Here is a 23,140-nt window from a genome sequence, read left to right as displayed (position 1 = left end):
GCATGTTCAGCAAAGTCCTGATTGCCAACCGCGGCGAAATCGCTGGGCGGATAGGCAGAACACTGCGCCGCATGGGCATCGCGTCGGTTGCCGTCTATTCCGATGCCGATCGGTTCACTCGGCCTGTGCTTGACGCGGACGAGGCGGTGCGAGTCGGTCCCGCGCCGGCCGCGGAGAGTTATCTCAACGACGATGCGATCATCGCCGCGTGTCTGAAGACCGGCGCGCGGGCGGTGCATCCGGGTTACGGGTTTCTCTCGGAGAATCGCGGTTTTGCCGAGAAGCTGGCCGAACATGGCATCGCGTTCATCGGGCCGCGTCCGGAGCATCTCGATGCGTTCGGGTTAAAACACAAGGCCCGCGAGATCGCGCGGTTAAGTCGCGTTCCGCTTCTGCCCGGGTCCGGACTGCTCGAGACCGTCGAGGAGGCGTTGGCTGAAGCCGAAAATGTCGGATATCCGTTGATGCTGAAAAGCACCGCAGGCGGCGGCGGCATCGGCATGCAGCTTTGTTATGATGCCGATACACTCCGTGAACGCTTTGCCGCCGTGCAGCGCACGGCGCGGGCGAGCTTCGGCGATGCGCGGGTTTATCTGGAGCGGTTTGTCGCCGAGGCGCGGCACATCGAGGTGCAGATATTCGGCAACGGCAAGGGCAACGTGGTGGCGCTCGGCGAGCGCGACTGCTCGCTGCAGCGGCGCAATCAAAAGGTGATCGAGGAAACACCTGCGCCGGGTCTGAGCGATGAGATACGCGCGAGACTTCATGAAGCAGCGGTGGCGCTCGGCAAGAGCGTTGCCTACGAGTCCGCTGGCACGGTGGAATTCATCTACGACGTTGAGCGCGAGGATTTCTACTTTCTCGAGGTCAACACCCGACTTCAGGTCGAGCATCCGGTGACCGAGGCCGTGTTCGGCATTGATCTGGTTGAGTGGATGGTGCGGCAGGCCGCCGGTGAGGATGTATTGGGTGGATTGAGTCCGCTTGTGCCCAAGGGCGCGGCCATCGAGGTGCGGGTCTACGCAGAGAATCCCAATGCTGGCTTTCGTCCCAGCGCCGGACGCCTGACCCGTGTCCATTTTCCGAAGGATGCGCGTGTCGACGGCTGGATCGAAACCGGGGTCGAGGTCACGCCGTTTTACGATCCCATGCTGGCGAAGGTGATTGTCGCGGCGGACACGCGCAAGGACGCGATGGAAAAGCTCGTCAGCGTGCTGGAACGCTCAACCGTCGCTGGAATCGAAACCAACCTTGGCTATCTCCGCGCAATCGCCAGCTCGGAAGTCTTCCGCAGCGGGCGCGTCGCTACCAATGTGCTGAACAATTTTGTGTTTTCCCCGCGGACCGTCGATGTGCTGGCTCCCGGCGCGCAATCCGGATTGCAGGAATTGCCGGGCCGGTTGCATCTGTGGCACGTCGGCGTTCCGCCGAGTGGCCCGATGGACGAGCGTTCGTTCCGCTTGGCCAACACCATCGTCGGGAACCCCGAGACGACAGCCGCACTGGAATTGACCGTCAACGGGCCGACATTACGCTTCAATGCGGACGCCACCATCGGTCTTGCCGGTGCGCAGATGTCGACGAAGCTCGACGGTGTCGCGGTCGAGCATGGTTCACCCGTCGTAATACGGGCGGGTCAGACGCTTGCGGTCGGAAAAATCGAGGGCGCGGGCCAACGCTGCTATCTCGCCGTGCGCGGCGGATTCGACGCACCGGAGATTTTCGGATCACGCGCGGTGTTCACACTCGGCATGTTCGGCGGCCATGCCACCGGCGCGCTGAAGGCGGGAGACGTGTTGCATATCGCTGCGAATACCGGCGGTTTGAAGACGCCGCGCTCTTTGACCAGCACTCAGCGCCCGGTATTGACCCGCAATTGGGAGATTGGAGTGATCTACGGGCCGCATGGAGCACCCGATTTCTTTCGCGACGATGACATCGCAACATTGTTCTCCGCGCAATACGAGGTGCATTTCAACAGCGCGCGCACAGGCGTGCGGTTGACGGGGCCCAGGCCGGCATGGGCGCGAGCGGACGGCGGTGAGGCGGGGCTGCATCCTTCCAACATCCACGATAATGCCTATGCGGTGGGATCAATCGATTTCACCGGTGACATGCCGATCATTCTCGGCCCTGACGGGCCTAGCCTCGGCGGTTTCGTTTGTCCTGTCGTAGTGGCGCGCGACGAACTCTGGAAAACCGGGCAGCTTCGGCCCGGCGACACCGTCCGTTTCGTTGCTGTTACCCGGAAAGACGATCCGGTTGGCGGGCCACTGGCATTGAATGGAAACCCGGCTCTCGGATCGGCCATTGTTGGACGTAGCGATGACGGGCCACTCCCGGTGATCTATCGGCGGGCCGGCGATGACAACTTGCTGGTCGAATATGGTCCGATGGAACTCGATATCGCGCTGCGGCTTCGCGTTCATGTTCTGGCAAAAGCTGTCGCCAACGTGAATCTGCCGGGCGTCATCGACCTCACGCCCGGAATCCGATCGCTGCAAATTCACTATGATAGCAATGTCCTTTCGCGCCGGCGCCTGCTTGATGTTTTGAAAGAGCTCGAACGGAGCCTGCCGCCGGTCGATGCCATGAAAGTGCCGAGTCGCATCGTGCATCTGCCATTGTCGTGGAACGATCCGGAGGTCGTAATGGCGATGCAAAAGTATCAAGAACTGGTGCGTGCCGACGCTCCGTGGTGTCCATCGAACATCGAGTTCATCAGGCGCATAAACGGCCTGGATAGTGAGGACGATGTTAAGCGGATCGTGTTCGATGCCAGCTATCTCGTGCTCGGCCTGGGCGATGTTTACCTTGGTGCGCCCGTGGCAACGCCCGTCGATCCGCGTCATCGGCTTGTCACAACGAAATACAATCCGGCGCGCACCTGGACGCCGGAAAATGCCGTGGGCATCGGCGGTGCCTATATGTGTATCTATGGCATGGAGGGGCCGGGCGGCTATCAATTGTTCGGTCGCACGATTCAAATGTGGAATACATGGCGAACCACGCCGGTGTTCAAGCCGGGGCATCCCTGGCTGCTGCGATTCTTCGACGAGATTCGCTTCTTTCCCGTCAGTGCGGAGGAATTGCTGGAGGCTCGCGCGGCGTTTCCGCACGGCGCCTATCCGCTAATGATCGAAGAGGGCGAATTTTCCTACGCTGATTATGCCAGGGGTCTGGCCCGTGACCGCGACGACATTGCGACGTTCAAGCAGCGGCAGCAAGCGGCCTTCGAGGCCGAACGTCAACGCTGGAAGGATATGCGTATCGATAAGGTGCCGGACGATATCGGAGTAAGCGCAGGCGCTGATGCCGAGGATATTCCGGATGGCAACACAGGCGCGTTTTCGGAGGTGCCGGGCAACGTCTGGAAAGTTCTGGTGGATGAAGGCGCAGATGTCGCGGCTGGCGATGCGCTTGCAATCATCGAGTCGATGAAGATGGAAATCAGCATAGTGGCTCCCGTCGCCGGTCGCATACTATCTATCCGCATCAAGCCCGGGCAGACATTGCGCGCAGGCGACGTTGTGGCAGTGATCAACTCTTTCTAAAGGGAGTTGGCGATGATGGGGGCGGACGATAGCCAGGGCTACTGCCGGCGCGAGGCGGATGGGCGCCTTGGCGCAACTGATAAGCAAATGGTAAATCGAGCCAGTTCTTGACTGATAGGGTATGAGTGAAAAGCTTATCAGTCGTTCAATGACCGCTGCTGGCGCAAAGCGGTCCATCACGAAACATAGCCGACCGTTGACGGGCCGTGCGATGAACAAAGCAGCAGTGCGGGTTCGCCTGTTTGTGCGATATTGCCGCCAAGTCTACGATCGAAGAGGAGAGACCATAGCCCGATCGAACGGGAAACATTAATTTGCGGGCACTGGACTACGGCAATGAGCGACGAAGCCGGGCGTTTCTGGTGCGGTGGTTGAGTGGGCAATGAAGCAGGACGAACTAACCCATTGATTTTTGGTGGGCCCGGCAGGACTCGAACCTGCAACCAGACCGTTATGAGCGGCAGACTATCGATCGGGTTCGTTGATTTTCCTTTGTTTTTGTTCGATTTCGATCGTGTTTGTTTTGGTTTGTTCAGGTCGTTTCTGGTGCGAAACTGGTGCGGTGATAAAACGTTTAGGGAATTTGGGATCGTGCACCGGATTATCGCCCTAGGACCTGCTAACTCTTAATCATCGGGTCCCAGGTTCGAGCCCTAGTGCGCCCATCAAATCAATGCCTTAGCGAGGGAAATCGTTTGAGCAGCTGACTCCTCAAACGGTTATTTTGGGAGAGGGCCAAGCAGTGCTCCGTCGGCCGCGCCGCTTCTGCTACGTGTCCGCTTGCGGCGGCATAGCTGACATGGCCTGACTTGCCGCTTGGTCGCTCGTGTAGCGAGTGAGCCAACGGTCAACGTCGGCTCTAGGTGAGCGTTGCTTCCTGCTCGATAAGCGTCGCGTAGCACTCGCAGGAAAGCCGTTCCAGCTGGGCGCGATCCAGGATCGTAATCACCCCGCGCGCGTAGGTGATGGCGCCCTTGTCCTGCATTTTGCGTGCGACATCCGTAACAGAGGTTCTGCGCACCCCAAGCATCTCGGCCAGCAACTCCTGCGTCAGCGTCACGGTGTCACTTGCGGCCCGATCGGATGACTGTAGCAGCCAGCGGCAGAATCGCTCTTCGATGGGGTGCAGCGCATTGCAGGCAGCGGTGATCCGCGCTTGGGTCAGCATGACCTCATTATAGCGAATGCACAGATCTCGAACTGCGTCGCTCGCGGCGACAACGCGCCGGAACGCCGAAGCGGGGATCCTGCTGGCAGGAAGCGGTAACTGGACCACCGCGCGAACCAGCGACCTGTATAGTCCCAACCCGGCCATGGCGCCGACCACGCCCTCGCGTCCCACGGTCGCGGTTTCGATGGCTTTGCCATCTCGCATCACGGCTAGCAGGGAAACCATGCCGCCACTGGGAAAGTAGATATGATCGACCTCCTCGCCGGCTTGATATAAGACCTCGCCCTGCGCCATTGACACGTGCGTCAAATGCGCGGCCAAGATGTCGAAATCCCTGCGCGGCAATTTAGCAAGTAACTTGTTGTCCAGCGAGTTGGCCGTAGGCGTGTGCAAGAGCGGCTTTCCGGCTCGATCGGTCGAGCGGCGATACCGCAGGGGATGGAATGCGCGCTCCGAGGGGGCGCTCCGCGGGAATGGCTGATACTAGGATCGGCACAATGCCCTTGTCGGTCCGGTACCTGCTTCTGAGGGGACATCCGCAGACTTATTGCAGGCAGGGAAAATATAGCACATTCGGGACAATCTGTCGGACTATTACTCCTCTGGTCGCGCTAGGTGTCCGATAACCGACATGGACGCCGATTGGCTTCTTTACGCGAGATGTGTCATCTTGGCTGACACAGTGCAGGAAAAAGCTTTGAAATTGCAGCTATTCTGCCGAATCGCTTCGGAACGAACTGTCCGCCCGTAAGTTCGTCCACCAGCACAGCCTTTGTCCGGTATCCGACACAGGAAAGGGCGGCGCGCAACATGCAACAGTGGTACAGGCTAATGCAGCGAGAAGCATGCGGTCGACCCGCCGTGCTCATCGTCGAGGACGAGGTATTGCTTCGATGGTCGACTGTCTCGGTGATCGACGAGACGGGGTTCAATGCGTTCGAGGCCGGGAGCGCTGTCGAGGCCATTTCGATTTTGGAACGGCAGAGCGACGTGTGGGCCGTCGTCACCGACGTCCAAATGCCCGGCTCAATCGACGGCCTTAAACTTGCGCATTTGATCCGCACCCGTTGGCCGCATGTTAAGATCGTGATCACTTCCGGAAGAGTCAGGTTACGCGAGGACGATATGCCGGCCGGCTGTCAATACTTGCATAAGCCCTATGACCCCTCGCAGCTCATTAGTATCCTCGAGGCTTGGGTCACTGAGTAGAAGCTGTATCCTGTGGGAAGATGTCCGGTACCGGACAGACGCACATCCCTAACAAACATTAATCTCTCAGATAGCAACGCCCTTCACCAAATTGGGGAAAGGAGCGCGTCATGGAGAGACGCCGTTTCAAGCAAGAGACGCCACTAGACCAGCGCCTCGAAGATCACGCAAAGCGCCTGCGAAAAGAGGCCCGAGGTACGCCCCCAGGTATCAAACGGGACGAACTGATACGGCGCGCGAGACAGGCTGAAACCGCCGCACATATCAGCGAATGGATTTCGTCCCCGGGACTACAGTCGCCCAAGTGAACGAGTACCGCGCATATACGATGGGCCATGACGGGCACATCAAAAGCTCACGCGCCTTCGTATGCGAGAGCGACGAAGATGCTACCGTGTGGGCAAAGCAGCTGATAGACGGACACGACATTGAATTATGGAGTGGCGAACGCTTTGTGATCCGGCTGGCCCATCAAAAAGAGAAGTGAGCTACCACAGGTGGCGGTTCACTTGTTCAAGCACCTTCGTTTTCCGTACCCGGCACTTAGATTGCTTCGAAGCGGAATTTGATCCGCTACCAAGCGACTTTAGTAAGGGACCGTCCGGCCGGCCGTTGGGTTTCTGAAATCGCTGGCCGAAACCCGACGCCTCGCTGCGCGGCAGGAGTGGTGCTACCAGCACGTCCAGGCTCTCATGGTTGCGATCGACCAACGCGGAAGCCGCGACCGGCAACCGCTCCTACCCGAAGGTGAAACACTCGAGTATTCGCACCCGAGTCGATCACTTAATGCTGAGACGTCCTCAACCATGTCGGACGTCTGGGCGCCGCGGGCGCGGTGGCCTGGTCGTGCCACAGGTACCAGGCCAGCTTGGCGCACCCGCCGAGCCCGTAGAGAGGCTAAATTGGACGACGAATTCTACAAGGAAAGAGCTCGGCACATACGAGAACTCGCCGACAAAGCCTTGACCTTTATCAGGAAGCGCTTGCTGGATTTGGCCGGCAACTACGATTCAATCGTGAGGGGACCATCTCGTACAATGGCCACCATGCCTCCCATTCTGCCGGGTGTCCCAGCCGGCAATAACCCGCCGTCTGATACGATGCAGAGTCGTCCGCCGGCCTATCTCGGCGATGGGAGCTCCGGCGGCTTCTGAAGGGCCAAACCCGCTGCCCCCGGTTATGAATCGGCAGCTTTCTTGCTCGCCAAATCCTTCTCCCAGCCGAATACCGATCGGCCGTCCAGCGCGGGAGAGGCCGCGCGCTCAACAGCCATGAAGGCTTCCAGCGACGGACCCTCGGCGAGGCCCTCAAGCCGACGCGCCTGGTTGTCGAGGCGCTTGAGGGCCTGCATCTCCTCATCTCGTCCGAGCTTGGCTTTCTGTACGGCAGACTTCATCACGCGGATGGTTTCATCGTAGACTTTGAGGGGAACCGGGTAGGGGTGACGATCCTTCCCGCCGTGCGCCAGCGAGAAGCGGGCGGGATCCCGGAAGCGATAAGGCGCTCCGTGCACCACTTCGGCGACCATGGCCAACGACCGGACCGTACGCGCGCCAACGCCAGGCGTCAGGAGAAGATCGGGAAAGTCCACGGGGCCACGCTCGGCTGCCGCGGCGAGCGTGCCGTGGAGCCGCCGCGCAAAGACGTCACCGGAGCGGACGTCGTGGTGTGCCGGCATGGCGAGATGGGGGAGCAAGGCTTGCGCCGGCGCCTCGCCCGAAAGGGCGGAAAGCTCGGAAACGATACGGTCCGGGCCCAGACCGGTCAACAACTCCAACTGGGCGGTACGAGAGGTCTCGGCGCGCTTGTCAGTTAGGTTCACGATCTCACCCTGCACGGGACCGTCGATCGCACTATGCGGTTCGTCGACGAAGCTCTTCAGATCCTCAGAATGCCAATGGTACCGCCGCGCCTGCTTGTTGTCGCCATTCATGCCCTGCTGCACAACCGTCCATTTGCCGTCGTCGGTCACAAAGAATCCATGCAGGTAGAGATCGAAGCCGTCCTGGACGGCGGCGCTATCGACTTTGGCGACGAGGCGGCTTGCGCGGGTGAGCCTGGCGCCATCAAAACCGACGCGTTCACCAAGCAGGCGCAATTCGTCGGGCGTCTTTCGCGAATGCTGGCCTCGGCCGCCGCAGACGTGGATGCCGAGTTCATCCGAGAGCGGTTGCAGCCCCCGCTTCAGGGCGCCGATAACGCTGGTCGTGATGCCGGACGAGTGCCAGTCCATGCCCATGACGGCACCGAACGACTGAAACCAAAATGGATGTGATAGTCTTTGAAGGAATTCGTCCCGGCCGTAATGGTGGACGATCGCCTGCGTAATGATCGCGCCGAGCGAAGACATGCGCTTGGCCAGCCAAGGCGGCACGCGTCCGCCATGCAGAGGAAGAATTGCGGTGCCGGAGCGTCTTACCATCGAATCGCAAAGTCCAAGGATGCCCGAACCGTATCAGGCCGGCGCCCCAAGGTCAGGTTCATAGCCCATCGTGCGAAATGTAATGGAATACCGCGGTGCCTCTACGGCGGGAATGCTGTGTTCCCACGTCAGTCGCGAGGGGCCAGACATCGTGTAAAGCGAGCGAGGTTCAGCATCGAGCGTAAAGCGCTCCCACGACTTACGGGCGGGTCTGCGGAATCGGAATTTGCAGGCGGCTCCGAGGGAAAGGCCAAATATCCTGTCAAAGTGGGGCTTGTCGCGGTGCCAGCCGATGCCGACGCCGATGCCGTATTCAGTACAGAGAACCTGCTGGATTCGGGTTCCAGGACCTCCGAAGGTCTCGACGCTTGTGACGATTTCCGCCAGCCAGGCGGGAATCGGCTCGGCGCGCTTCAATTGGCGCTGGTCATAGTCGTAGCGGAAGCCGAACGAAGCTACCCGCCGCTTACCTTCAAACTGGCCGAATTGAAAAGGCTGAAGTGGCAAGGTCCGGATACACTGAATAAGTTCCCTTTCGATTGCAGGCGATACGAAGTCGGCTGCGTAGCGCAGCCCTTCCGGCTCTGCACGCACTTTATCAAACAAGGCCAATTGCTCGGACACGAAACCTCCATGGGCGCATGAAACGTATGTAGGTTTCCACGGCGCGTGTTGAAGGGCGGGCCTACGCCGTTAGGGCTGTTCGCAGCCAAGGTGATTGTCAAGAAATCGGAGTAAGTCCGGATATCGCTGGCGCGCTCAGCACCTGTCCCTCAGGCCCAAATATGGAGCCATGGCAAGGACAGTCCCAGCAACTCTCAAAGCTATTCCAGTGTAGATGGCATCCGAGATGCGTGCACGCGGCGGAATGCTGGTGAATGATTCCGTTGGCATCCCGGTAGGCCGCGACCTTCCTTAGCCCTTCGCGTATGATCGCGCCCTGCCCAGGCTCTAGTTCATTCGCAGAGCTGATTTCGCCCGGGGTCACATACTCTGCCAAATTCTTGAGCGCCGTGCTGTTTTCCATCACCCAATTTTTGGCTGCCTTCAGTGGCTTGCGGTCGGGCGTATAAAGTTCTGCCCAATTGCTTTCGCCGCCGGTAACGAGGGTTGCATTCAGCATTGCACCCATCACGCCGTGCGTCAGGCCCTGTCCGGAGTCGCCGGTGGCGACGTAAATGTACTCCGACCCCGGGTTTTTGCCAATGAAGCCCGCGTAGTCGATCGTATCGAGTACCTGCCCCGACCAGCGATGGGTGACATCCTTCAGCATCGGCATTTTGCCGCGCGCCCATTGTTCCAGGCGCTTGAAACGCTCGTCCGCGTCATCGGCTTCGCCGCTCTTATGATCCTCGCCGCCAACCAGCACGAAATCCATGCCCTTGTCTCCGGGCTGAAGGCGCACGTAGTGATAGGGTTCTTCTGTATCCCAATAGAGCGCATCCGGTAGGGCGCCGCGATCGATTGCGAAAGCAATGACATACGTTCGGTAAGGCGCCGTTTTCGAATGCAGCGCCACGCGGTCAACGATCGATGAATTGGTGGCAACAACGGCATGGCCGGCGCGGATCAGGCCGCGCGCGGTCTTGACCGTCACCGCGCCATTTTCTTCGACGATTTCATCTGCGGCCGTATCTGCAAAGAAGCGAACCCCGCGCTTGACGCAAGCGTCAGCCACTCCCGCCAGATATTTAAGCGGATGAAATGTCGCCTGTCGGGGGTAACGCAGCGCGTGTCGGCTGTCGCATCTGCTCAAAGGGACGCCGACCAGACGCTCGACGGACGCACCTGCTGCCCGCACTGCATCGAGTTCCTCGTCGATCACGTCGGCGGGCATATCGTCGCCCTGAAACAAGTAGCCGTCGAGACGGCGAAAATCGCAATCGATTCCTTCGCTCTTCTGTATTTCTTCGATGCGGTCTACTGCCGCGGCCTGGCTTTCATAATAGAGCCTCGACTGATCTTCCCCTTTGATCTTTTGCATCTCGCTCATCAGGTCATCGCACAGCGGCGCCAAGTGAGCGGAGGTACGCGCGGTCATACCGCCTGCAATCGGTCCGCGATCAATAACGATCACCGACCGACCGCGCTGGCTCAACTCATAGGCCGTCGACAGGCCGGCAATGCCGCTCCCCACGACGACCACGTCGCACCGTTCGTTACCTGCCAAGGGAACGGCCTGAGGCGCCACGGTAATCGACATCCAAAGAGATTTGCTGGTCATTGAAATTCCTCGCTTCAATGCATGCAACGGCTTGGCGTATCGCCAGTTCCAACCCCTGCCAGGACGCGAGACGAGGCTAGGGCCGACTGCCAGGAGAAGGAACATTCAGCGAACGCCCAAGTTATTGCGATCGAAAGGAGCGTCATCATGAGTAATCCAAAAACAGAGTTGACCGACAACACTCAAAAGGATCCCGACGAATGGGTTTCGGGCGATGATCCGATGACCGGTGCTCAAGCCTCCTATTTGAAAACACTCTGCGAGCAGGCGGGCACGCCCGAGAAGTACGCCGACGATCTCACCAAAGCTCAAGCGTCAAAGCTGATCGATGAGATGCGGGAAAAAGCTAACATTTAGAGGAGAAACCATGGACGAACCAATGATGACCGAGGCGCAACGGGACGAACTCAAGACGCTGTGCCAGAAGGCGGACGTTCCGGACAAGTCGGGTGAAATGCTGACCCAAGAAGGGGCGCAGCGTTTCATCGATGATCTGAAGAAGCAGATGGGCGAGCGAAAGTAGAGAGATGTCTGACCTCACAGCTTGCGAGATTGTGGGCTTCCATCCGGACTTTAACCAGCATCCCGGATCTTGAAGCCGATCAGCATCGCAACCAAGAGAAAGCCGACGGCGTTCGCGACGATGATCACGAGATCGCCTTTGAGGATGCCGTACCCGATCCACAAGGCCAGTCCAGCTGCGAGCACCGCAAGCGTTTTGGACGAGAGGTCGTCGGTTGATCCTGCTGGAAGCGCTTTCTTCACTTGCGGGATGTAGGAAAGCGACGTTAGGGCAGCCGCCAAAATGCCAATGATGGTAATGAGCATGCAAGGCCCCTTGCTCTAACGTTTGGGCAGTAAGATTCTCTTCAGCTTCAGTGCATCAATCGGCGCGGCGCTCTTTTGGTCGTTATCGAAGAATACAAATACGTCACACCCTTGCGCTTTCCACGAACTGATACGCTTGGCCCATTCCGCCAAGACATCTGTTGAGTAGTGTCCCTTGTACCGTCCGCTAGGACCATGCCCTCTAACATAGACGAAGTCTGCGGTACGCCTCCAAGGCGCCGGCGCATCATGATGGTCGGAGATGCATAGCGATATGTTGTCCTCCGAGAGGAGGCGCATGATTTGTGGCGAATACCAACTGGGGTGCCGAAATTCGATGCTGTAACGTCTTTTCGGCGAAAGCATGCGCAGAAATGCGGTTAGGCGGTCCGCGTCGGCCCTGAAGTTGGGTGGCAATTGGAAAAGAACCGGAGCGGCCTTTTCGCCCAGTAACGACAGACGACTCTCCATCAACTCGAGGCTGTTCACCGAGTTAGCCGACAGCCGCTTCCAGTGGGTGATGAATTTCGACGCCTTCCATGTGAAGACGAAGTTCTTGCCGGTCTGCTCCTTCCAGCTTTTGACGGCAGCCGGCGTAGGTGTTCGATAAAATACGCCATTGAGTTCGGCGGCTTCGAACTGGCTTGCGTAATATTGAAGCTGCGCCTTGATAGGCAGTCCCTGGGGGTAAAAACGACCCCGCCAAGAATCATAGTGCCAGCCCGAAGTGCCGATCCGAACGCGGGCCATGATTATTCCGGCGGAACACCGCCGCCAAGTCCAGCATTCATCGACCTGCAGCCGATCATGGCTTCATGACCACTTTGATGCATCCGTCCTGCTTGGCGCGGAACTTCTTGTAGAGTTCAGGTCCTTCTTCAAGTGTCGCCCGATGGGTGATGACGAACGACGGATCGATCTCGCCCTTCTCGATACGTCCGAGAAGCTGGGGCAAATAGTGCTGGACCGGCGTCTGGGCCATACGGAAGGTGAGTCCGCGGTTGATGGCCGATCCCATCGGAATCTTATCCAGCAGTCCGCCGTACACACCGACGATCGACACAGTGCCAAAATTACGACAGCAGTGGATTGCCTGCCGCAGGACATGCGGACGGTCCGTTCCCATGAACGTCGCGACCTTGATACGGTCGACGACGGCGTCGAAGCCGGAGCCAATATCAGGTTCGGTGCCGACGGCATCGATGCAGGCGTCGGCCCCGCGGCCATTGGTCATTTCCTGGATCCGGTCGTAGATGTCCTCTTTCCTGAAGTCCAGGGTGACGGCACCGGAGGCTTGAGCGAGGGCGAGACGCTCCGGCACGGTGTCGATGGCGATAACCCGTTCTGCGCCGAGCAAGAACGCGCTCTTGATGGCAAATTGTCCGACGGGACCGCAGCCCCAAATGGCCACCGTCTCGCCGCCTTTCAGATTGCAGAAATCGGCGGCCATGAAGCCGGTGGGGAAGATATCCGACAGAAACAGAACCTGTTCGTCGCTCAGGCCCTGCGGCACCTTGATTGGGCCGACGTCGGCGTAAGGCACGCGGAGATATTCCGCCTGGCCCCCGGCATAGCCGCCGAGCATGTGGGAATAGCCGAAGAGACCGGCGGGAGAGTGCCCCCACAGTTTCTCGGCAATCTTGTGATTGGGGTTGGAGCGTTCGCAGCCTGAGAAAAAGCCCTTCTTGCAGAAGAAGCATTCCCCGCAGGAGATCGTAAAGGGAACCACGACGCGGTCGCCCACCTTCAGTTTGTTGTTTTCGGAGCCGACCTCGACCACCTCGCCCATGGTCTCGTGGCCGAGGACATCGCCCTTTTCCATTGTGGGCATGACGCCGTCGAACAAATGCAGGTCCGAGCCGCAGATGGCGCAGGCGGTGACCTTGATGATGGCGTCGCGCCCGTGCTCGATCTTCGGGTCCGGCACTGTGTCGCATCGAATGTCATTCTTGCCGTGCCAGGTCAGCGCTCTCATCCCAAATCTCCGTACCAAATGTGTGTCGGGACAAATTCGGTGGCGAAAATCGGTTCCTATGGTTTGCGGAACGACAGGCAAAAATGAGGGTTAATGATCGAATGGCACCACAAGGAGATCAATCATGTCCCGACCTTTCGCGATCGTCACCGGTTCGTCTACGGGCATCGGCCTGGAACTAGCCAAGCGCTGCGCAAAGGAAGGCTACGACCTCTTGATCGCAGCTGACGAACCTGAGATCGAACACGCGGCGGCTTCCCTTCGAGCCGGCGGTACCGAGGTCCAATCCCTCCAGGTCGATCTTGCGACGACTGAAGGAGTGGACAAGTTATATGCTGCTGCGAAAGGCCGTCCCGTAGATGCACTCTTGGCGAACGCGGGGCGCGGCCTCGGCCATGCGTTCCTGGACCAGGATTTGGGGAAGGCGCGGCAGGTGGTCGACACCAACATCATGGGCACGATCTATCTTATCCATAAGGTCGGCAACGACATGCGGCGCCGAAATTCCGGAAGAATCCTGATCGTGGGATCAATCGCAGGCTTCACCCCCGGCAGCTTCCAGGCCGTCTACAACGGCACCAAGGCTTTCCTGAACTCTTTCTCCTTCGCGCTTCGCGAGGAACTCAACGATACCAAGATAACGGTCACCTGCCTGATGCCGGGCGCCACCGAAACGGAATTCTTCCGCCGTGCGGAGATGATGGATACTGCCGTCGGGACAGCCGAAAAGGATGATCCCGCTGAGGTCGCCAACATCGGTTTCGATGCCATGATGAAGGGCGAAGGCGATGTGGTCAGCGGGTTGAAGAACAAGGTCCAATCCGCGGCTGCGAATGTAATCCCAGCCGGCGTTCTGGCCAGTCAGCATCGTAAAATGGCCGAGCCCGGCACCGCAAAAAAATGACAGATACCTTCCCGGACGTGGATTTCCATTGATATCGGGGGACAGATTCTCCGATTGCGCCGGGACCGCCAGGCGATGGATCGCGGCCGCCTATCTCGGGCTCCTCAGCAGTACATTTTCTACAATTGTCAGCCAGCTGTCTGCCGCCAGAATTGGCCGCGATGGGCTGGTAGACTGGATGTCGGTCGCAGCCATCCCGACCCGCGACTGGGCGTTGAGCGCGGAACCATCGATCGGCGCGGTCGTGGTCGGCATCGCATTTCACCAATGGGCCGATTTCTCCTGGGCGCTAGTCTTCTTCGGGGTTCTCGGAAGGTGGACCGCCACGCGAGGCCCCGCCTGGCTTGCCCTCGCGGCTGTGCCTTGGGCCATCCTGACCTCGGCGCTCGAATGGTTCGTGCTGGTGCCCTTATGTCCGTTTTGGCAGCCGATCTTCACGTTACAGCAGCCCTATTGGATCGGCTTTCTGGTCCATCTCTCGTCGGCATCCGTGTACCCGCTATTCGCCTGGCTCTGTCGCTCGCCTTCGGAGCGTTGGTCATTCAAAGGACGGACATTCCTTCGAATATGGAGCTTGGCCGCCATTGCCGGGATCCTGCTCCTCGGGACTTTTGCACTTTTCGCCGCCTACGATCGCGAACTGCCTTGGAGCGGTCGGGATCCCACCATCGACCAGACGTTCATCCGGCATATGTTGACCCATCACGAGCAGGGAATTCTGCTGGCCGAAATTGCTGCGGAGAAGGCCAGCAACTCTCATCTTCGCGCCCTTTCGAAGCTTATGGTAGCGAGCCAAAGGGGGGAGGCCAGGATTCTCTCACATTGGTGGGCGAGCTGGTTCGTGGAACCGAGGCAGGTCTGCTCAGCGCGGGAGCGCGAGTTGATGCCCGGCATGCTCGACGTGGTGGAGGTCGAGAGACTTGGATCCACAGAAGCATCCTCTTTCGACGTCCTATTCATCGAACTCATGACCCGGCATCACAAGGGAGCAGTCGCAATGGCAGATGCTCATCTACGCGATGGGAGCGACCCGCGGCTTCGGATCATGGCGCATGCCATCCGTCATGAGCAGCAAGGGGAAATCGCGCTGATGCACGGCGTGAGCGGCGGACGTGCGGTATTCGCCGCTTTCCGAAACATGTTTGCTGACAACGTGAATTCCGCCAAATTCTAGGTGTGATCGAACCTTCCGAACCGGGATAGGATGCGAAGATCGACATCGCCTACCATGCAAACCTGGCTTAGATCGTTGATGCCCAGAGGGTGTCCACCTGGACGATCGTTATCCCTTTCGGGTCGTTCCCAATAGCCTTGGCGCTCCCGGCGATTGCCTTCGACGAGCTTGCCGTCGCCCAATTCACCGCCGCACCTTCTTGGTCTTGCCGATAATGTTATCGCTATCCTTCGACATCCGCTTTCCTTCTGTTCTCAATGAAACTGATCGCACAACAAGCCATGACCCGGCGTTCCTTCAGCATGCTAGAAGGAGCTTAGGTCGGCCGGAAGTACGTTCGCGCGGGCCCCGGCGACCACTCGCTCAGTCTTGACAACGGAGTCGGCGTGGACGGCCCTCGAATCCTTACCGCCGGTCAGAGATACCCGATCACGAACCAGCCAGCAGTTCCGCGTACTCGCCGTCTCGCCATCCCCCTGGGTTCTCCGCACCGCGCCCCGGTCGTGCTTTCATTGGCGGGTGTTCGATCGGTTCCATGACGGGCCGATGAACCTGGAACCAGCCAGGGAGTTAATGGTGGCAAAACCATTTAAACAAAGTTCTGCGGCTTACCCCAGACGTCGCCCCGGACGAAGTGATGGCTCTAGTCAAGGTCAGACCTACAAAGCCCGACGTGCTGATCGCGCGGACCGTGGCACGCAACACCAATCAGCGCGTCGAGGGGATCCCGCGGGGGCTTACCTGGGCTGCCGACGAGAAGATCCTCTTGCTTCTGGCTACCGCCGGATGGGTCGCAACCCGCAGCAGGTCTGAGGAACTGCAGCGAGTCGGCAATCACGGGCTCCTCGTCGCGGTGGCGGCTTCGCTGATACCCCATGCGATGAAGTCGGTGTTCGACCAGACCCGCCCTGACCGGAAGACGGTACTCGGCCATGTGCACGGCGTCTCTTTCTCCGGCAGGCGCGAGGATGCTTTCCCGTCCGGGCACGCCCTCCACATGGGCGCGCTGGCTTCCGCTGCGGGCACCCTGCCGCCTCTGCCGAGGCGGGCAATCCGCACGCTGGCGGTCGGTCTTTCGCTGACGCGGATCGTCGTGCTGGCGCACTGGGCCAGCGACGTGGTCGCGGGCTTCGCGCTCGGCGCCATCACGGAACGGCTGTTGCGCTTCTGGACCGGCTATCCGCTGCGAGCATCGAGGGAAGATGAACATGCCAATCCTTGAGGACGTGAAGGCGTACATGCAGCGGGCGACTGGGCTGCGACGCCCAGGCAAGAAAGAAGCTCCAGAGCTCGCGCGTGCGAGAAAACCTCATACCGTCAGGTTCAAGGATGACGGTCTCATCCCCAATCATCCTTGCTGGCCCTTCGTCATCTATCGGAACGCCGTCGATCTCGGCGACGATCACGATCCGGCGGCCGTGATGGAAGACCTCTTCGAGGCCAACGGTTGGGGCGATACCTGGCGCGATGGTATCTACGACTACGTCCACTACCATTCCAGGATCCATGAGGTGCTCGGCATCGCGCGCGGCAAAGGTCGGGTGCGCTTCGGCGGCAACAAGGGCCGAATCTTCACGCTCAAGGCCGGTGACATCGTGATCGTGCCGGCCGGGACCGGCCATCAGTGTCTCTCCGCCAATGAGAACTTCCTCGTCGTCGGGGCCTATCCGCCGGCCGGGACCTATGACGAATGCACGAAAGTTGAGGATCGCCCTCGAGCCCTGAAGACGATTCCGAAGGTGCCGGCGCCCGAGAAGGATCCTGTATACGGCAAGAGCGGTCCGTTGGCCAAACTCTGGAAGAGGCCGAAATGACCGAGTACCTCGTCCGCTTTCTGGTCGGCGGGATTGTGGTGTCGGCTTTCGCGGTGCTCGCCGATGTTCTGAAACCCAAAAGCTTCGCCGGGCTGTTCGGAGCAGCGCCTTCGGTGGCCCTGGCGACCCTCGGCATCGCGATCTACCAGCACGGGCCATCCTATGCGGCCTCTCAGAGTCTCTCAATGATGGCTGGCGCAATCGCACTGGTCATCAACAGCGTCGTCGTCTGCCAATTGTTGATTAGGGCACGCATACGAGCACTGTGGGCAACGATGGCATCGGTCGTGGTGTGGCTAATCGTTGCTTTCAGCTTGTGGATCATCGCGGGAATGCAGACATGATGGCGCCGATCCGCATTTCTTCGTCCTCGCTGCGGCAAGGTCGCTGGTACGAATACGTGATCCGTTTCGCGCTCGGAGGAGGCGCGACGGTCTTCACAGGAATTATCAGCAGTCGCTACGGGGCTTCCGTCGGGGGCCTCTTCCTGGCCTTGCCGGCAATCTTTTGCGCCAGCGCGACGCTCATCGAAAAGCACGAAATTCGACGCAAGCGCGAAGCGGGTCTCAGCGGCGTACGGCGCGGACAGGAAGCCGCAGCACTCGACGCCGCCGGTGCCGCCCTCGGAGCCCTTGGAATGCTCGCCTTCGCCGGAGTGTTCTTGTGCCTGGTCGAGCGCAGCGTCGCCGCTGCCTTCGCTGCAGCTTCGCTGGCGTGGATACTCGTCTCGGTGGCGGCCTGGTTCGTTCGGCGGAAGTTGAGATTTGCCCGGCGGGTTGTCCGGGAGACGAACGGCTCTGCGATGCCGCGAAGGCGCTCGTTCTGAGGATGGAATGCTTGGTCCCAGGCGGGCTTGCCGGCTGATCATGCCCAGCAAACTTCCAACCACCATTTTGATGCCGAAAGCCCCGCTCATCAGCACACCAACTGACGCTGTCGGCCAATCAGGTTCGATTGTACTCGTAACGGTCACGTACGATCTGGTCTGTCATCCGGTGCTGGCGTCGATTGGCAATTCAGCGTTCCATTTATCAAGGGAACCAGGAGCACGAACGCGCTGATGAAATAAACGCTTCCATGAGACCTCCGGCAAGTCCCATCGGGCAAGTTAATGATGTAGTGAAAAACGCGGTAAAAATCTCGTGGTTCCTCCCGATCCTACATCAGCCTTTTGAGTTAGGTTCCAGGCAGACAATGCCGAAAGAATAAACAAGGGAGTTTGGGCTCGATCAAAAGGCCCCGGCGATTGAAAATATGCGCTTGGGAAACAACTAAAGCGAACCGGGACAGTCCTTGCAGCCCTTCAGGAAGGACGACGAGCCTCGAAACGAGGGATATCAATGTATGCTTTGTTTAAAGGCGAAAAACAGATTGGAAACCCGTTCCCAACCGAGAAAGAAGTGTGGGAGGCCGCATTGAGTGAAGGCCTTGTCTCCGACATTCCGGTAGCGGACGAGGAAGGCGGTCAGGTTATTCCGAAAGGATACCACGTCGCACATGTCGCCGATGTTTGATTGCGATGGCTGCGGCAAAGTTCGTAGCAATGAGCCGAGACGCCGATCTTATTCAAACCGTCGCAACTATCCGTAAGCGTGCCGTCCGGCAAGGACGGCCACGCTTTCTTACGAATTTTTATCTACTCCCAGGCTTGACCTCTCTGGCCGCCTCTCAAATTGCAGCCAGCTATTGCCTGACGGCTCTCATGAGAGGGCGGCTTCGCTTTCGCGAGCCGCCCGGCAAAATCAGCCGACATCAGGCAGCGGTCGAGGCTTTCGCGTTGACGCCTTTGCGCAGCGCAACCGTGTTGAGCTTGGTGTTCGCCGCCTTCTCCTCGTTCAGGTTCGTTGTCAGAAAGCGCACGATGTCGTCGTGGCCGAGTTCTTCGGCCCATGCGATCAGCGTCCCATAACGACAGATTTCGTAGTGCTCGACAGCTTGCGCATTCGCTACGAGGGCCGCGTCCAACACGGTTTTGTCCTCGATTTCACCAGCCGTCTCGTCGGCCTCTTTGATGATACCGTCGATGGCTGGACAGCTGGTCCCGCTGGGCTCCTTGCCTAGCTTTTCGAAGGCTTTCTGAAGCCGTTCGACCTGCTTGTTGGTTTCTTCGAGATGGCCCTTCAAGCCGGCGACCAGGTCGCGGTTGGTGGCTTTCTCGATCATCTTTGGGAGCGATTTGATAATCTGCTGCTCGGCGTAATAGATGTCCTGAAGGCCGTGAAGCAGCAAATCCTCCATGGTTTTGATGTCTTTGGTAAAAAGTCCCATTCGAGCCTCCTTCTGCAATGATGGCAATGGAACGCCGAGGCCCGTTCGCGGTTCCTTTCTCATCGACAGCAATTCCGGAGGGCCAATGACGGACAGACTGGAACGCTTCGCGGGCTTGCTCGGACGGGCGGCTATGGATGTTTGGGGCGACATGCCGCGCGATATTCAGGAGGCCTTGTTTGAAACGGCCATGAAAGGCCAGGACGCGGAACGGGAGGAATTGGCCCGCGTCCTGCACGACCGTCACCCTCGAACCTTGCATCCACCGAGGCGCGATCTTGAAGCAGAAAGGTCTGCCTGAAGGTTACCTCATCGAGGGCGTAAGGGTATGGCACTGCCGCAATCACTCGAACCGATTTCGAATGCCGTCCATCTATCCATCGACATGCAGAATTTGTTCGCACCTGGGGGCATCTGGGCGACTCCCTGGATGGAGCGGGTGCTGCCGGCGATCGTGGCAGTGGCGGAGCTTAATCCCCAGCGCACAGTGTTCACCCGATTTGTGACGCCTCTGCACGCACAGGACAGGCCGGGCCGATGGCAGCGATACTTTACGAGATGGGAATGTGCGACACGCTCTCGTCTGCCTGGCGCGCAGCTTGAGATCGTATCCCCGCTATCCCGCCTGATACCCCCGGCCACGGTCATAGACAAGCCCGCTTACTCCGCGTTTGCGGAATCCGGGCTTACCGCATTTCTCCACGATAAGAGCGTCGACACTCTTATCATCACCGGTTCGGAGACCGACGTGTGCGTGCTGGCCACCGTGCTCGACGCGGTGGATCTGGGCTTTAGGACCATAGTGGTCGAAGATGCCCTCTGTAGCTCGTTCGATGAAGGTCATGATGCGCTGATGACGCTTTACCGCAACCGCTTTTCAGAACAGGTTGAATTGATGACGCAGGCGCAGGTAGCCGAGCTTTGGCATGACCGTTGAGACACGATTGCTCGGGCATCGAATGCCAAACAGGAAGCGAAGCCGTCCGTGATGGGCCGTAAAATGAACTTTCATTCAATCTACAGTCACGGCTTCGCGCGGGTTGCGGCCTGTACGATTGCCTCCAATGTGGCCGATCCGAGCGCAAATGCGACCGCGATAATGGATGCTGCGAGAGCGTGCCACGAGAAATCGGTCGCTGTAGCGGTATTCCCCGAGTTGTGCCTTTCGGGATATGCCATTGAAGATCTTTTGCTGCAGGATGCGCTTCTCGATGCGGTCGTGCGTGGGCTGACCGCCGTCGTGGAGGCGTCGACTAGGTTTATGTCGGTCTTGGTCGTGGGCGCACCGCTTCGGCAGGGCAGTCGAATTTACAACTGCGCTGTCGTAGTCCATCGCGGGCGGGTCCTCGGCGTCGTGCCAAAAACCTACCTGCCGACCTATCGCGAGTTCTATGAAGCTCGTCACTTCGGATCGGGGAAGGACATTGTCGGTCTCGAAATTTTGATCGACACGATACGCGCACCCTTCGGTACCGATCTGACGTTCGAAGCTAATGACGTGCCGGGTCTGGTCATCGGGATCGAAATTTGTGAGGACATGTGGATACCCGTCACCCCGGGATCCGAACTTGCGCTCGAAGGCGCTACCGTACTCCTCAATCTTTCCGGAAGCCCTATTACGATAGGTCGCGCTCGCTCCCGCGCACTCTTGTGTCAATCGACTTCAGCCCGTTGTCTTGCGGCCTACGTGTACGCGGCCGGGGGTGCGGGAGAATCCACGACAGACTTGGCGTGGGACGGTCAGACGTCCATTTTCGAGAACGGCACCCTTTTAGCTGAAGGCGAGCGCTTCAGGCAGGACGGACAAATCACGGTCGCCGATATTGACCTAGACCTCCTGCGGCAAGAGCGCGCGGCCATGGGCACGTTTCATGACAACCGCTTGAATTCAAGGAAGCGAACTCCATTCCGGCGTATACAGTTCTCGGTGAATCCGCCCGAAGAGAATATCGGGCTCGCTCGGACGGTGGAACGCTTCCCGTTTGTGCCCAGCGATGAGAGCAGGCTCGAGCAGGATTGCTATGAAGCATACAACATTCAAGTCGCCGGACTTGTGCAGCGTCTACGCGCGATCGGATCGCAGCGGGTGGTGATCGGCGTATCCGGCGGGCTGGATTCCACGCACGCGCTGATCGTAGCGGCGAAGGCGATGGATCTTCTGGGTCGCCCACGGACCAACATACGGGGACACAAAGCAAGAGCCAGGCGTGGGCCTTGATGCGAGCGCTTGAGGTCAGTTCCCAAGAACTGGATATTCGGCCGTCTGCGACGCAGATGCTCAAGGACATGGGCCACCCCTTCGGTAAAGGCGAGCCCGTTTATGACATCACGTTCGAGAACGTGCAGGCGGGATTGCGGACTGATTACCTGTTCCGTCTGGCAAACCATCACGGGGGCCTCGTCATTGGCACGGGCGATCTTTCGGAATTGGCTCTCGGATGGTGTACTTACGGAGTAGGGGATCAAATGGCCCACTACAACGTAAACTCCGGCGTCCCGAAGACGTTGATTCAACATTTGATCCGGTGGGTCATCTCGTCGCGGCAATTCAGCGACGACGTCTCGCAGACCTTGCGCGCTATTCTGGCAGCGGAGATTTCGCCTGAACTTGTTCCAGTAGGGGAAGGCCAGAGACCGCAAAGCACAGAGGCCGCAATCGGCCCCTACGCGCTGCAAGATTTCAATCTGTATTACACCCTGCGGTTAGGGTTCCGTCCGTCCAAGATCGCATTCCTGGCGATGCACGCCTGGCACGTTGATGCAAAGGGCGATTGGCCGTCCGGTGTGCCGGCCGATCAGCGGCATGACTATGATCTGGTAGCCATCCGAAAGTGGCTGGAAGTGTTTCTCAGACGGTTCTTTGCGTTCAGCCAGTTCAAACGATCTGCGATGCCAAATGGTCCGAAGGTTTCTGCAGGCGGTTCGTTATCACCTAGAGGCGATTGGCGGGCTCCTTCCGACGGGAATGCGGCTGCATGGCTCGAAGATCTTGAGCGCAACGTTCCAACGTAAACGTCTGTTCTCGGACGCAGTTAAAGCGCGGGAAGCGGCTTTAGGCTGGACGAGGGAAGCTCGACAATTATGGGATCGCCCGGTGCAATCTCTCCAGGCGCCTTTGCCACGCCGAGCACGCCGCATCTGAACATGGGCTGTTGGTGCTTCATGATCATAGCTCGCTTCAATCCCTTCTGAAATCGGTCGATCAGGGAACACGGTGTCCGAAGCCCCGTGAGCTCGACAACCGCTGAATGCCCTAGTCGTAGTCGAGTGCCGAGCGGGAGTTTAGTAAGATCCAGTCCTGCAGTAGTTATGTTTTCGCCGAGGTCACCGGGCGCGACGTTGAAGCCGCTCGAGCCCAGCTCGGTGAACAGTTCGGAAGCTATTAAATGAACTTGCCTGTTGTTGGGCATAATCGGCATCTTTCTAGCCAGATAGCGATGCTGCATAAAGCGGCCGGCGTGGGCGTCGCCTTCCACGCCATAGTCCTCGACAAGCGTTATGGCCTGTCTGGTGCGTTTGCTAAATTCGTGTTTTGCCTTTGACGCTACGGCAACGACGGTGCCCCTTAGGACCGTACTTATAATTGAATGGGTCATG

The 23,140-nt window shown here is 58.9% G+C and carries 24 protein-coding genes and 1 pseudogene; 16 read left to right on the top strand and 9 right to left on the bottom strand.

All coding sequences use genetic code 11. The annotated features are described in order from the left end of the window. Positions 1-2: 2 nt before the first annotated feature. A complete protein-coding gene (locus ABIE49_RS13160; RefSeq protein ID WP_192737505.1) occupies positions 3-3,554 on the top strand; it encodes a 5-oxoprolinase/urea amidolyase family protein in 3,552 nt (1,183 codons plus the stop codon). 859 nt (positions 3,555-4,413) lie between these two features. Here the strand turns inward: ABIE49_RS13160 and ABIE49_RS13155 are convergent. Further along, entirely contained in the window at positions 4,414-5,118 is a 705-nt protein-coding gene (locus tag ABIE49_RS13155; protein WP_210337377.1) for a Crp/Fnr family transcriptional regulator, read from the bottom strand. A gap of 468 nt (positions 5,119-5,586) precedes the next feature. Here ABIE49_RS13155 and ABIE49_RS13150 point away from each other — a divergent pair, with 468 nt between their 5' ends. Beyond that, entirely contained in the window at positions 5,587-5,934 is a 348-nt protein-coding gene (locus ABIE49_RS13150; protein ID WP_354066811.1) for a response regulator, read from the top strand. 902 nt (positions 5,935-6,836) lie between these two features. Then, positions 6,837-7,088: a hypothetical protein gene (locus tag ABIE49_RS13145; protein ID WP_192737503.1), complete on the top strand. Its 252-nt coding sequence runs from the start codon at positions 6,837-6,839 to the stop codon at positions 7,086-7,088. Between the two features lie 23 nt (positions 7,089-7,111). On the opposite strand, the gene ABIE49_RS13140 is transcribed toward ABIE49_RS13145, so the two are convergent. From ABIE49_RS13140 to ABIE49_RS13130, 3 genes are all read right to left on the bottom strand, one after another. Then, the gene (locus ABIE49_RS13140) at positions 7,112-8,356 is read right to left on the bottom strand and encodes a DUF763 domain-containing protein (RefSeq protein ID WP_192737502.1); all 1,245 of its coding nucleotides are present in this window, start codon (positions 8,354-8,356) and stop codon (positions 7,112-7,114) included. Positions 8,357-8,389: 33 nt separating this feature from the next. Continuing rightward, positions 8,390-8,980, bottom strand: coding sequence for an alpha-ketoglutarate-dependent dioxygenase AlkB (locus ABIE49_RS13135; protein WP_354066810.1), 591 nt, complete (start codon positions 8,978-8,980; stop codon positions 8,390-8,392). 97 nt (positions 8,981-9,077) lie between these two features. After that, positions 9,078-10,580, bottom strand: a complete 1,503-nt coding sequence (locus ABIE49_RS13130) for an FAD-dependent oxidoreductase (protein WP_192737501.1) — start codon at positions 10,578-10,580, stop codon at positions 9,078-9,080. A 147-nt stretch (positions 10,581-10,727) separates the two neighbouring features. Between ABIE49_RS13130 and ABIE49_RS13125 the strand changes: the two genes are divergently transcribed. Together ABIE49_RS13125 and ABIE49_RS13120 are read left to right on the top strand one after the other, a co-directional pair. Next, positions 10,728-10,937, top strand: coding sequence for a DUF3072 domain-containing protein (locus ABIE49_RS13125; protein ID WP_192737500.1), 210 nt, complete (start codon positions 10,728-10,730; stop codon positions 10,935-10,937). A gap of 10 nt (positions 10,938-10,947) precedes the next feature. After that, positions 10,948-11,103 carry a DUF3072 domain-containing protein gene (locus tag ABIE49_RS13120; RefSeq protein WP_192737499.1) on the top strand — a complete coding sequence of 52 codons (156 nt, stop codon included), beginning with the start codon at positions 10,948-10,950 and terminating at the stop codon, positions 11,101-11,103. A gap of 50 nt (positions 11,104-11,153) precedes the next feature. Here the strand turns inward: ABIE49_RS13120 and ABIE49_RS13115 are convergent, their stop codons facing one another. Genes ABIE49_RS13115 through ABIE49_RS13105 form a run of 3 tightly spaced genes read right to left on the bottom strand, consistent with a single transcriptional unit; the run spans position 11,154 to position 13,383 of the window. Continuing rightward, a complete protein-coding gene (locus tag ABIE49_RS13115) occupies positions 11,154-11,408 on the bottom strand; it encodes a SemiSWEET family sugar transporter (RefSeq protein WP_192737498.1) in 255 nt (84 codons plus the stop codon). 15 nt (positions 11,409-11,423) lie between these two features. Continuing rightward, positions 11,424-12,158, bottom strand: a complete 735-nt coding sequence (locus tag ABIE49_RS13110) for a DUF72 domain-containing protein (RefSeq protein WP_192737497.1) — start codon at positions 12,156-12,158, stop codon at positions 11,424-11,426. Positions 12,159-12,213: 55 nt separating this feature from the next. After that, positions 12,214-13,383: a zinc-dependent alcohol dehydrogenase gene (locus ABIE49_RS13105; RefSeq protein ID WP_192737496.1), complete on the bottom strand. Its 1,170-nt coding sequence runs from the start codon at positions 13,381-13,383 to the stop codon at positions 12,214-12,216. A gap of 124 nt (positions 13,384-13,507) precedes the next feature. On the opposite strand from ABIE49_RS13105, the gene ABIE49_RS13100 reads away from it, so the two are divergent. The 7 genes from ABIE49_RS13100 (at position 13,508) to ABIE49_RS13070 (ending at position 18,789) form a co-directional block, all read left to right on the top strand. After that, positions 13,508-14,287, top strand: a complete 780-nt coding sequence (locus tag ABIE49_RS13100; protein ID WP_192737495.1) for an SDR family NAD(P)-dependent oxidoreductase — start codon at positions 13,508-13,510, stop codon at positions 14,285-14,287. A 178-nt stretch (positions 14,288-14,465) separates the two neighbouring features. After that, positions 14,466-15,461, top strand: a complete 996-nt coding sequence (locus tag ABIE49_RS13095; protein WP_354066809.1) for a DUF305 domain-containing protein — start codon at positions 14,466-14,468, stop codon at positions 15,459-15,461. Between the two features lie 637 nt (positions 15,462-16,098). Beyond that, positions 16,099-16,683 carry a phosphatase PAP2 family protein gene (locus ABIE49_RS13090; protein ID WP_192737493.1) on the top strand — a complete coding sequence of 195 codons (585 nt, stop codon included), beginning with the start codon at positions 16,099-16,101 and terminating at the stop codon, positions 16,681-16,683. Beyond that, the gene (locus tag ABIE49_RS13085; protein ID WP_192737492.1) at positions 16,670-17,275 is read left to right on the top strand and encodes a cupin domain-containing protein; all 606 of its coding nucleotides are present in this window, start codon (positions 16,670-16,672) and stop codon (positions 17,273-17,275) included. Before ABIE49_RS13090 ends, ABIE49_RS13085 begins: the two co-directional genes overlap by 14 nt. Further along, entirely contained in the window at positions 17,272-17,619 is a 348-nt protein-coding gene (locus ABIE49_RS13080) for a DUF3147 family protein (protein ID WP_192737491.1), read from the top strand. Before ABIE49_RS13085 ends, ABIE49_RS13080 begins: the two co-directional genes overlap by 4 nt. After that, positions 17,619-18,101, top strand: a complete 483-nt coding sequence (locus tag ABIE49_RS13075; protein ID WP_192737699.1) for a DUF3147 family protein — start codon at positions 17,619-17,621, stop codon at positions 18,099-18,101. The genes ABIE49_RS13080 and ABIE49_RS13075 overlap by 1 nt, the downstream gene beginning before the upstream one ends. Before the next feature lie 514 nt (positions 18,102-18,615). Continuing rightward, entirely contained in the window at positions 18,616-18,789 is a 174-nt protein-coding gene (locus tag ABIE49_RS13070) for a hypothetical protein (protein WP_192737490.1), read from the top strand. A 238-nt stretch (positions 18,790-19,027) separates the two neighbouring features. On the opposite strand, the gene ABIE49_RS13065 is transcribed toward ABIE49_RS13070, so the two are convergent. Continuing rightward, positions 19,028-19,543, bottom strand: coding sequence for a YciE/YciF ferroxidase family protein (locus tag ABIE49_RS13065; RefSeq protein ID WP_192737489.1), 516 nt, complete (start codon positions 19,541-19,543; stop codon positions 19,028-19,030). An 85-nt stretch (positions 19,544-19,628) separates the two neighbouring features. On the opposite strand from ABIE49_RS13065, the gene ABIE49_RS13060 reads away from it, so the two are divergent. The 3 genes and pseudogenes from ABIE49_RS13060 to ABIE49_RS13050 all read left to right on the top strand — a co-directional run bounded on the left by ABIE49_RS13060 (position 19,629) and on the right by ABIE49_RS13050 (position 22,555). After that, on the top strand, positions 19,629-19,844 hold the full coding sequence (locus ABIE49_RS13060) for a hypothetical protein (protein ID WP_192737488.1): 216 nt from the start codon (positions 19,629-19,631) through the stop codon (positions 19,842-19,844). Between the two features lie 27 nt (positions 19,845-19,871). Further along, positions 19,872-20,480, top strand: coding sequence for a cysteine hydrolase family protein (locus ABIE49_RS13055; protein WP_192737487.1), 609 nt, complete (start codon positions 19,872-19,874; stop codon positions 20,478-20,480). A gap of 63 nt (positions 20,481-20,543) precedes the next feature. After that, positions 20,544-22,555, top strand: a pseudogene (locus ABIE49_RS13050) (NAD(+) synthase). A gap of 20 nt (positions 22,556-22,575) precedes the next feature. Here ABIE49_RS13050 and ABIE49_RS13045 read toward each other — a convergent pair. Then, positions 22,576-22,953, bottom strand: a complete 378-nt coding sequence (locus tag ABIE49_RS13045; protein WP_354067474.1) for an MOSC domain-containing protein — start codon at positions 22,951-22,953, stop codon at positions 22,576-22,578. On the opposite strand from ABIE49_RS13045, the gene ABIE49_RS13040 reads away from it, so the two are divergent. Then, on the top strand, positions 22,930-23,085 hold the full coding sequence (locus ABIE49_RS13040) for a hypothetical protein (RefSeq protein WP_354067743.1): 156 nt from the start codon (positions 22,930-22,932) through the stop codon (positions 23,083-23,085). The genes ABIE49_RS13045 and ABIE49_RS13040 overlap by 24 nt on opposite strands. Positions 23,086-23,140 lie beyond the last annotated feature (55 nt).

It is taken from the genome of Bradyrhizobium sp. OAE829 (genome assembly GCF_040546575.1).
Classification (GTDB): domain Bacteria; phylum Pseudomonadota; class Alphaproteobacteria; order Rhizobiales; family Xanthobacteraceae; genus Bradyrhizobium.
Note: the sequence above shows the minus strand (reverse complement) of the source record. Positions and strands in the feature narration are given on the sequence as shown.

Excerpts from the sequence above, each read along its gene's own strand:
- ABIE49_RS13085 (WP_192737492.1), top strand. The coding sequence starts at position 16,670 with ATGCCAATCCTTGAGGACGTGAAGGCGTACATGCAGCGGGCGACTGGG.
- ABIE49_RS13120 (WP_192737499.1), top strand. The coding sequence starts at position 10,948 with ATGGACGAACCAATGATGACCGAGGCGCAACGGGACGAACTCAAGACG.
- ABIE49_RS13065 (WP_192737489.1), bottom strand. The coding sequence starts at position 19,543 with ATGGGACTTTTTACCAAAGACATCAAAACCATGGAGGATTTGCTGCTT.
- ABIE49_RS13055 (WP_192737487.1), top strand. The coding sequence starts at position 19,872 with ATGGCACTGCCGCAATCACTCGAACCGATTTCGAATGCCGTCCATCTA.
- ABIE49_RS13160 (WP_192737505.1), top strand. The coding sequence starts at position 3 with ATGTTCAGCAAAGTCCTGATTGCCAACCGCGGCGAAATCGCTGGGCGG.
- ABIE49_RS13095 (WP_354066809.1), top strand. The coding sequence starts at position 14,466 with ATGTCGGTCGCAGCCATCCCGACCCGCGACTGGGCGTTGAGCGCGGAA.
- ABIE49_RS13105 (WP_192737496.1), bottom strand. The coding sequence starts at position 13,383 with ATGAGAGCGCTGACCTGGCACGGCAAGAATGACATTCGATGCGACACA.
- ABIE49_RS13080 (WP_192737491.1), top strand. The coding sequence starts at position 17,272 with ATGACCGAGTACCTCGTCCGCTTTCTGGTCGGCGGGATTGTGGTGTCG.
- ABIE49_RS13115 (WP_192737498.1), bottom strand. The coding sequence starts at position 11,408 with ATGCTCATTACCATCATTGGCATTTTGGCGGCTGCCCTAACGTCGCTT.
- ABIE49_RS13070 (WP_192737490.1), top strand. The coding sequence starts at position 18,616 with ATGTATGCTTTGTTTAAAGGCGAAAAACAGATTGGAAACCCGTTCCCA.
- ABIE49_RS13130 (WP_192737501.1), bottom strand. The coding sequence starts at position 10,580 with ATGACCAGCAAATCTCTTTGGATGTCGATTACCGTGGCGCCTCAGGCC.
- ABIE49_RS13040 (WP_354067743.1), top strand. The coding sequence starts at position 22,930 with ATGAACTTGCCTGTTGTTGGGCATAATCGGCATCTTTCTAGCCAGATA.
- ABIE49_RS13100 (WP_192737495.1), top strand. The coding sequence starts at position 13,508 with ATGTCCCGACCTTTCGCGATCGTCACCGGTTCGTCTACGGGCATCGGC.
- ABIE49_RS13060 (WP_192737488.1), top strand. The coding sequence starts at position 19,629 with ATGACGGACAGACTGGAACGCTTCGCGGGCTTGCTCGGACGGGCGGCT.
- ABIE49_RS13075 (WP_192737699.1), top strand. The coding sequence starts at position 17,619 with ATGGCGCCGATCCGCATTTCTTCGTCCTCGCTGCGGCAAGGTCGCTGG.
- ABIE49_RS13090 (WP_192737493.1), top strand. The coding sequence starts at position 16,099 with ATGGCTCTAGTCAAGGTCAGACCTACAAAGCCCGACGTGCTGATCGCG.
- ABIE49_RS13110 (WP_192737497.1), bottom strand. The coding sequence starts at position 12,158 with ATGGCCCGCGTTCGGATCGGCACTTCGGGCTGGCACTATGATTCTTGG.
- ABIE49_RS13045 (WP_354067474.1), bottom strand. The coding sequence starts at position 22,953 with ATGCCCAACAACAGGCAAGTTCATTTAATAGCTTCCGAACTGTTCACC.
- ABIE49_RS13125 (WP_192737500.1), top strand. The coding sequence starts at position 10,728 with ATGAGTAATCCAAAAACAGAGTTGACCGACAACACTCAAAAGGATCCC.
- ABIE49_RS13140 (WP_192737502.1), bottom strand. The coding sequence starts at position 8,356 with ATGGTAAGACGCTCCGGCACCGCAATTCTTCCTCTGCATGGCGGACGC.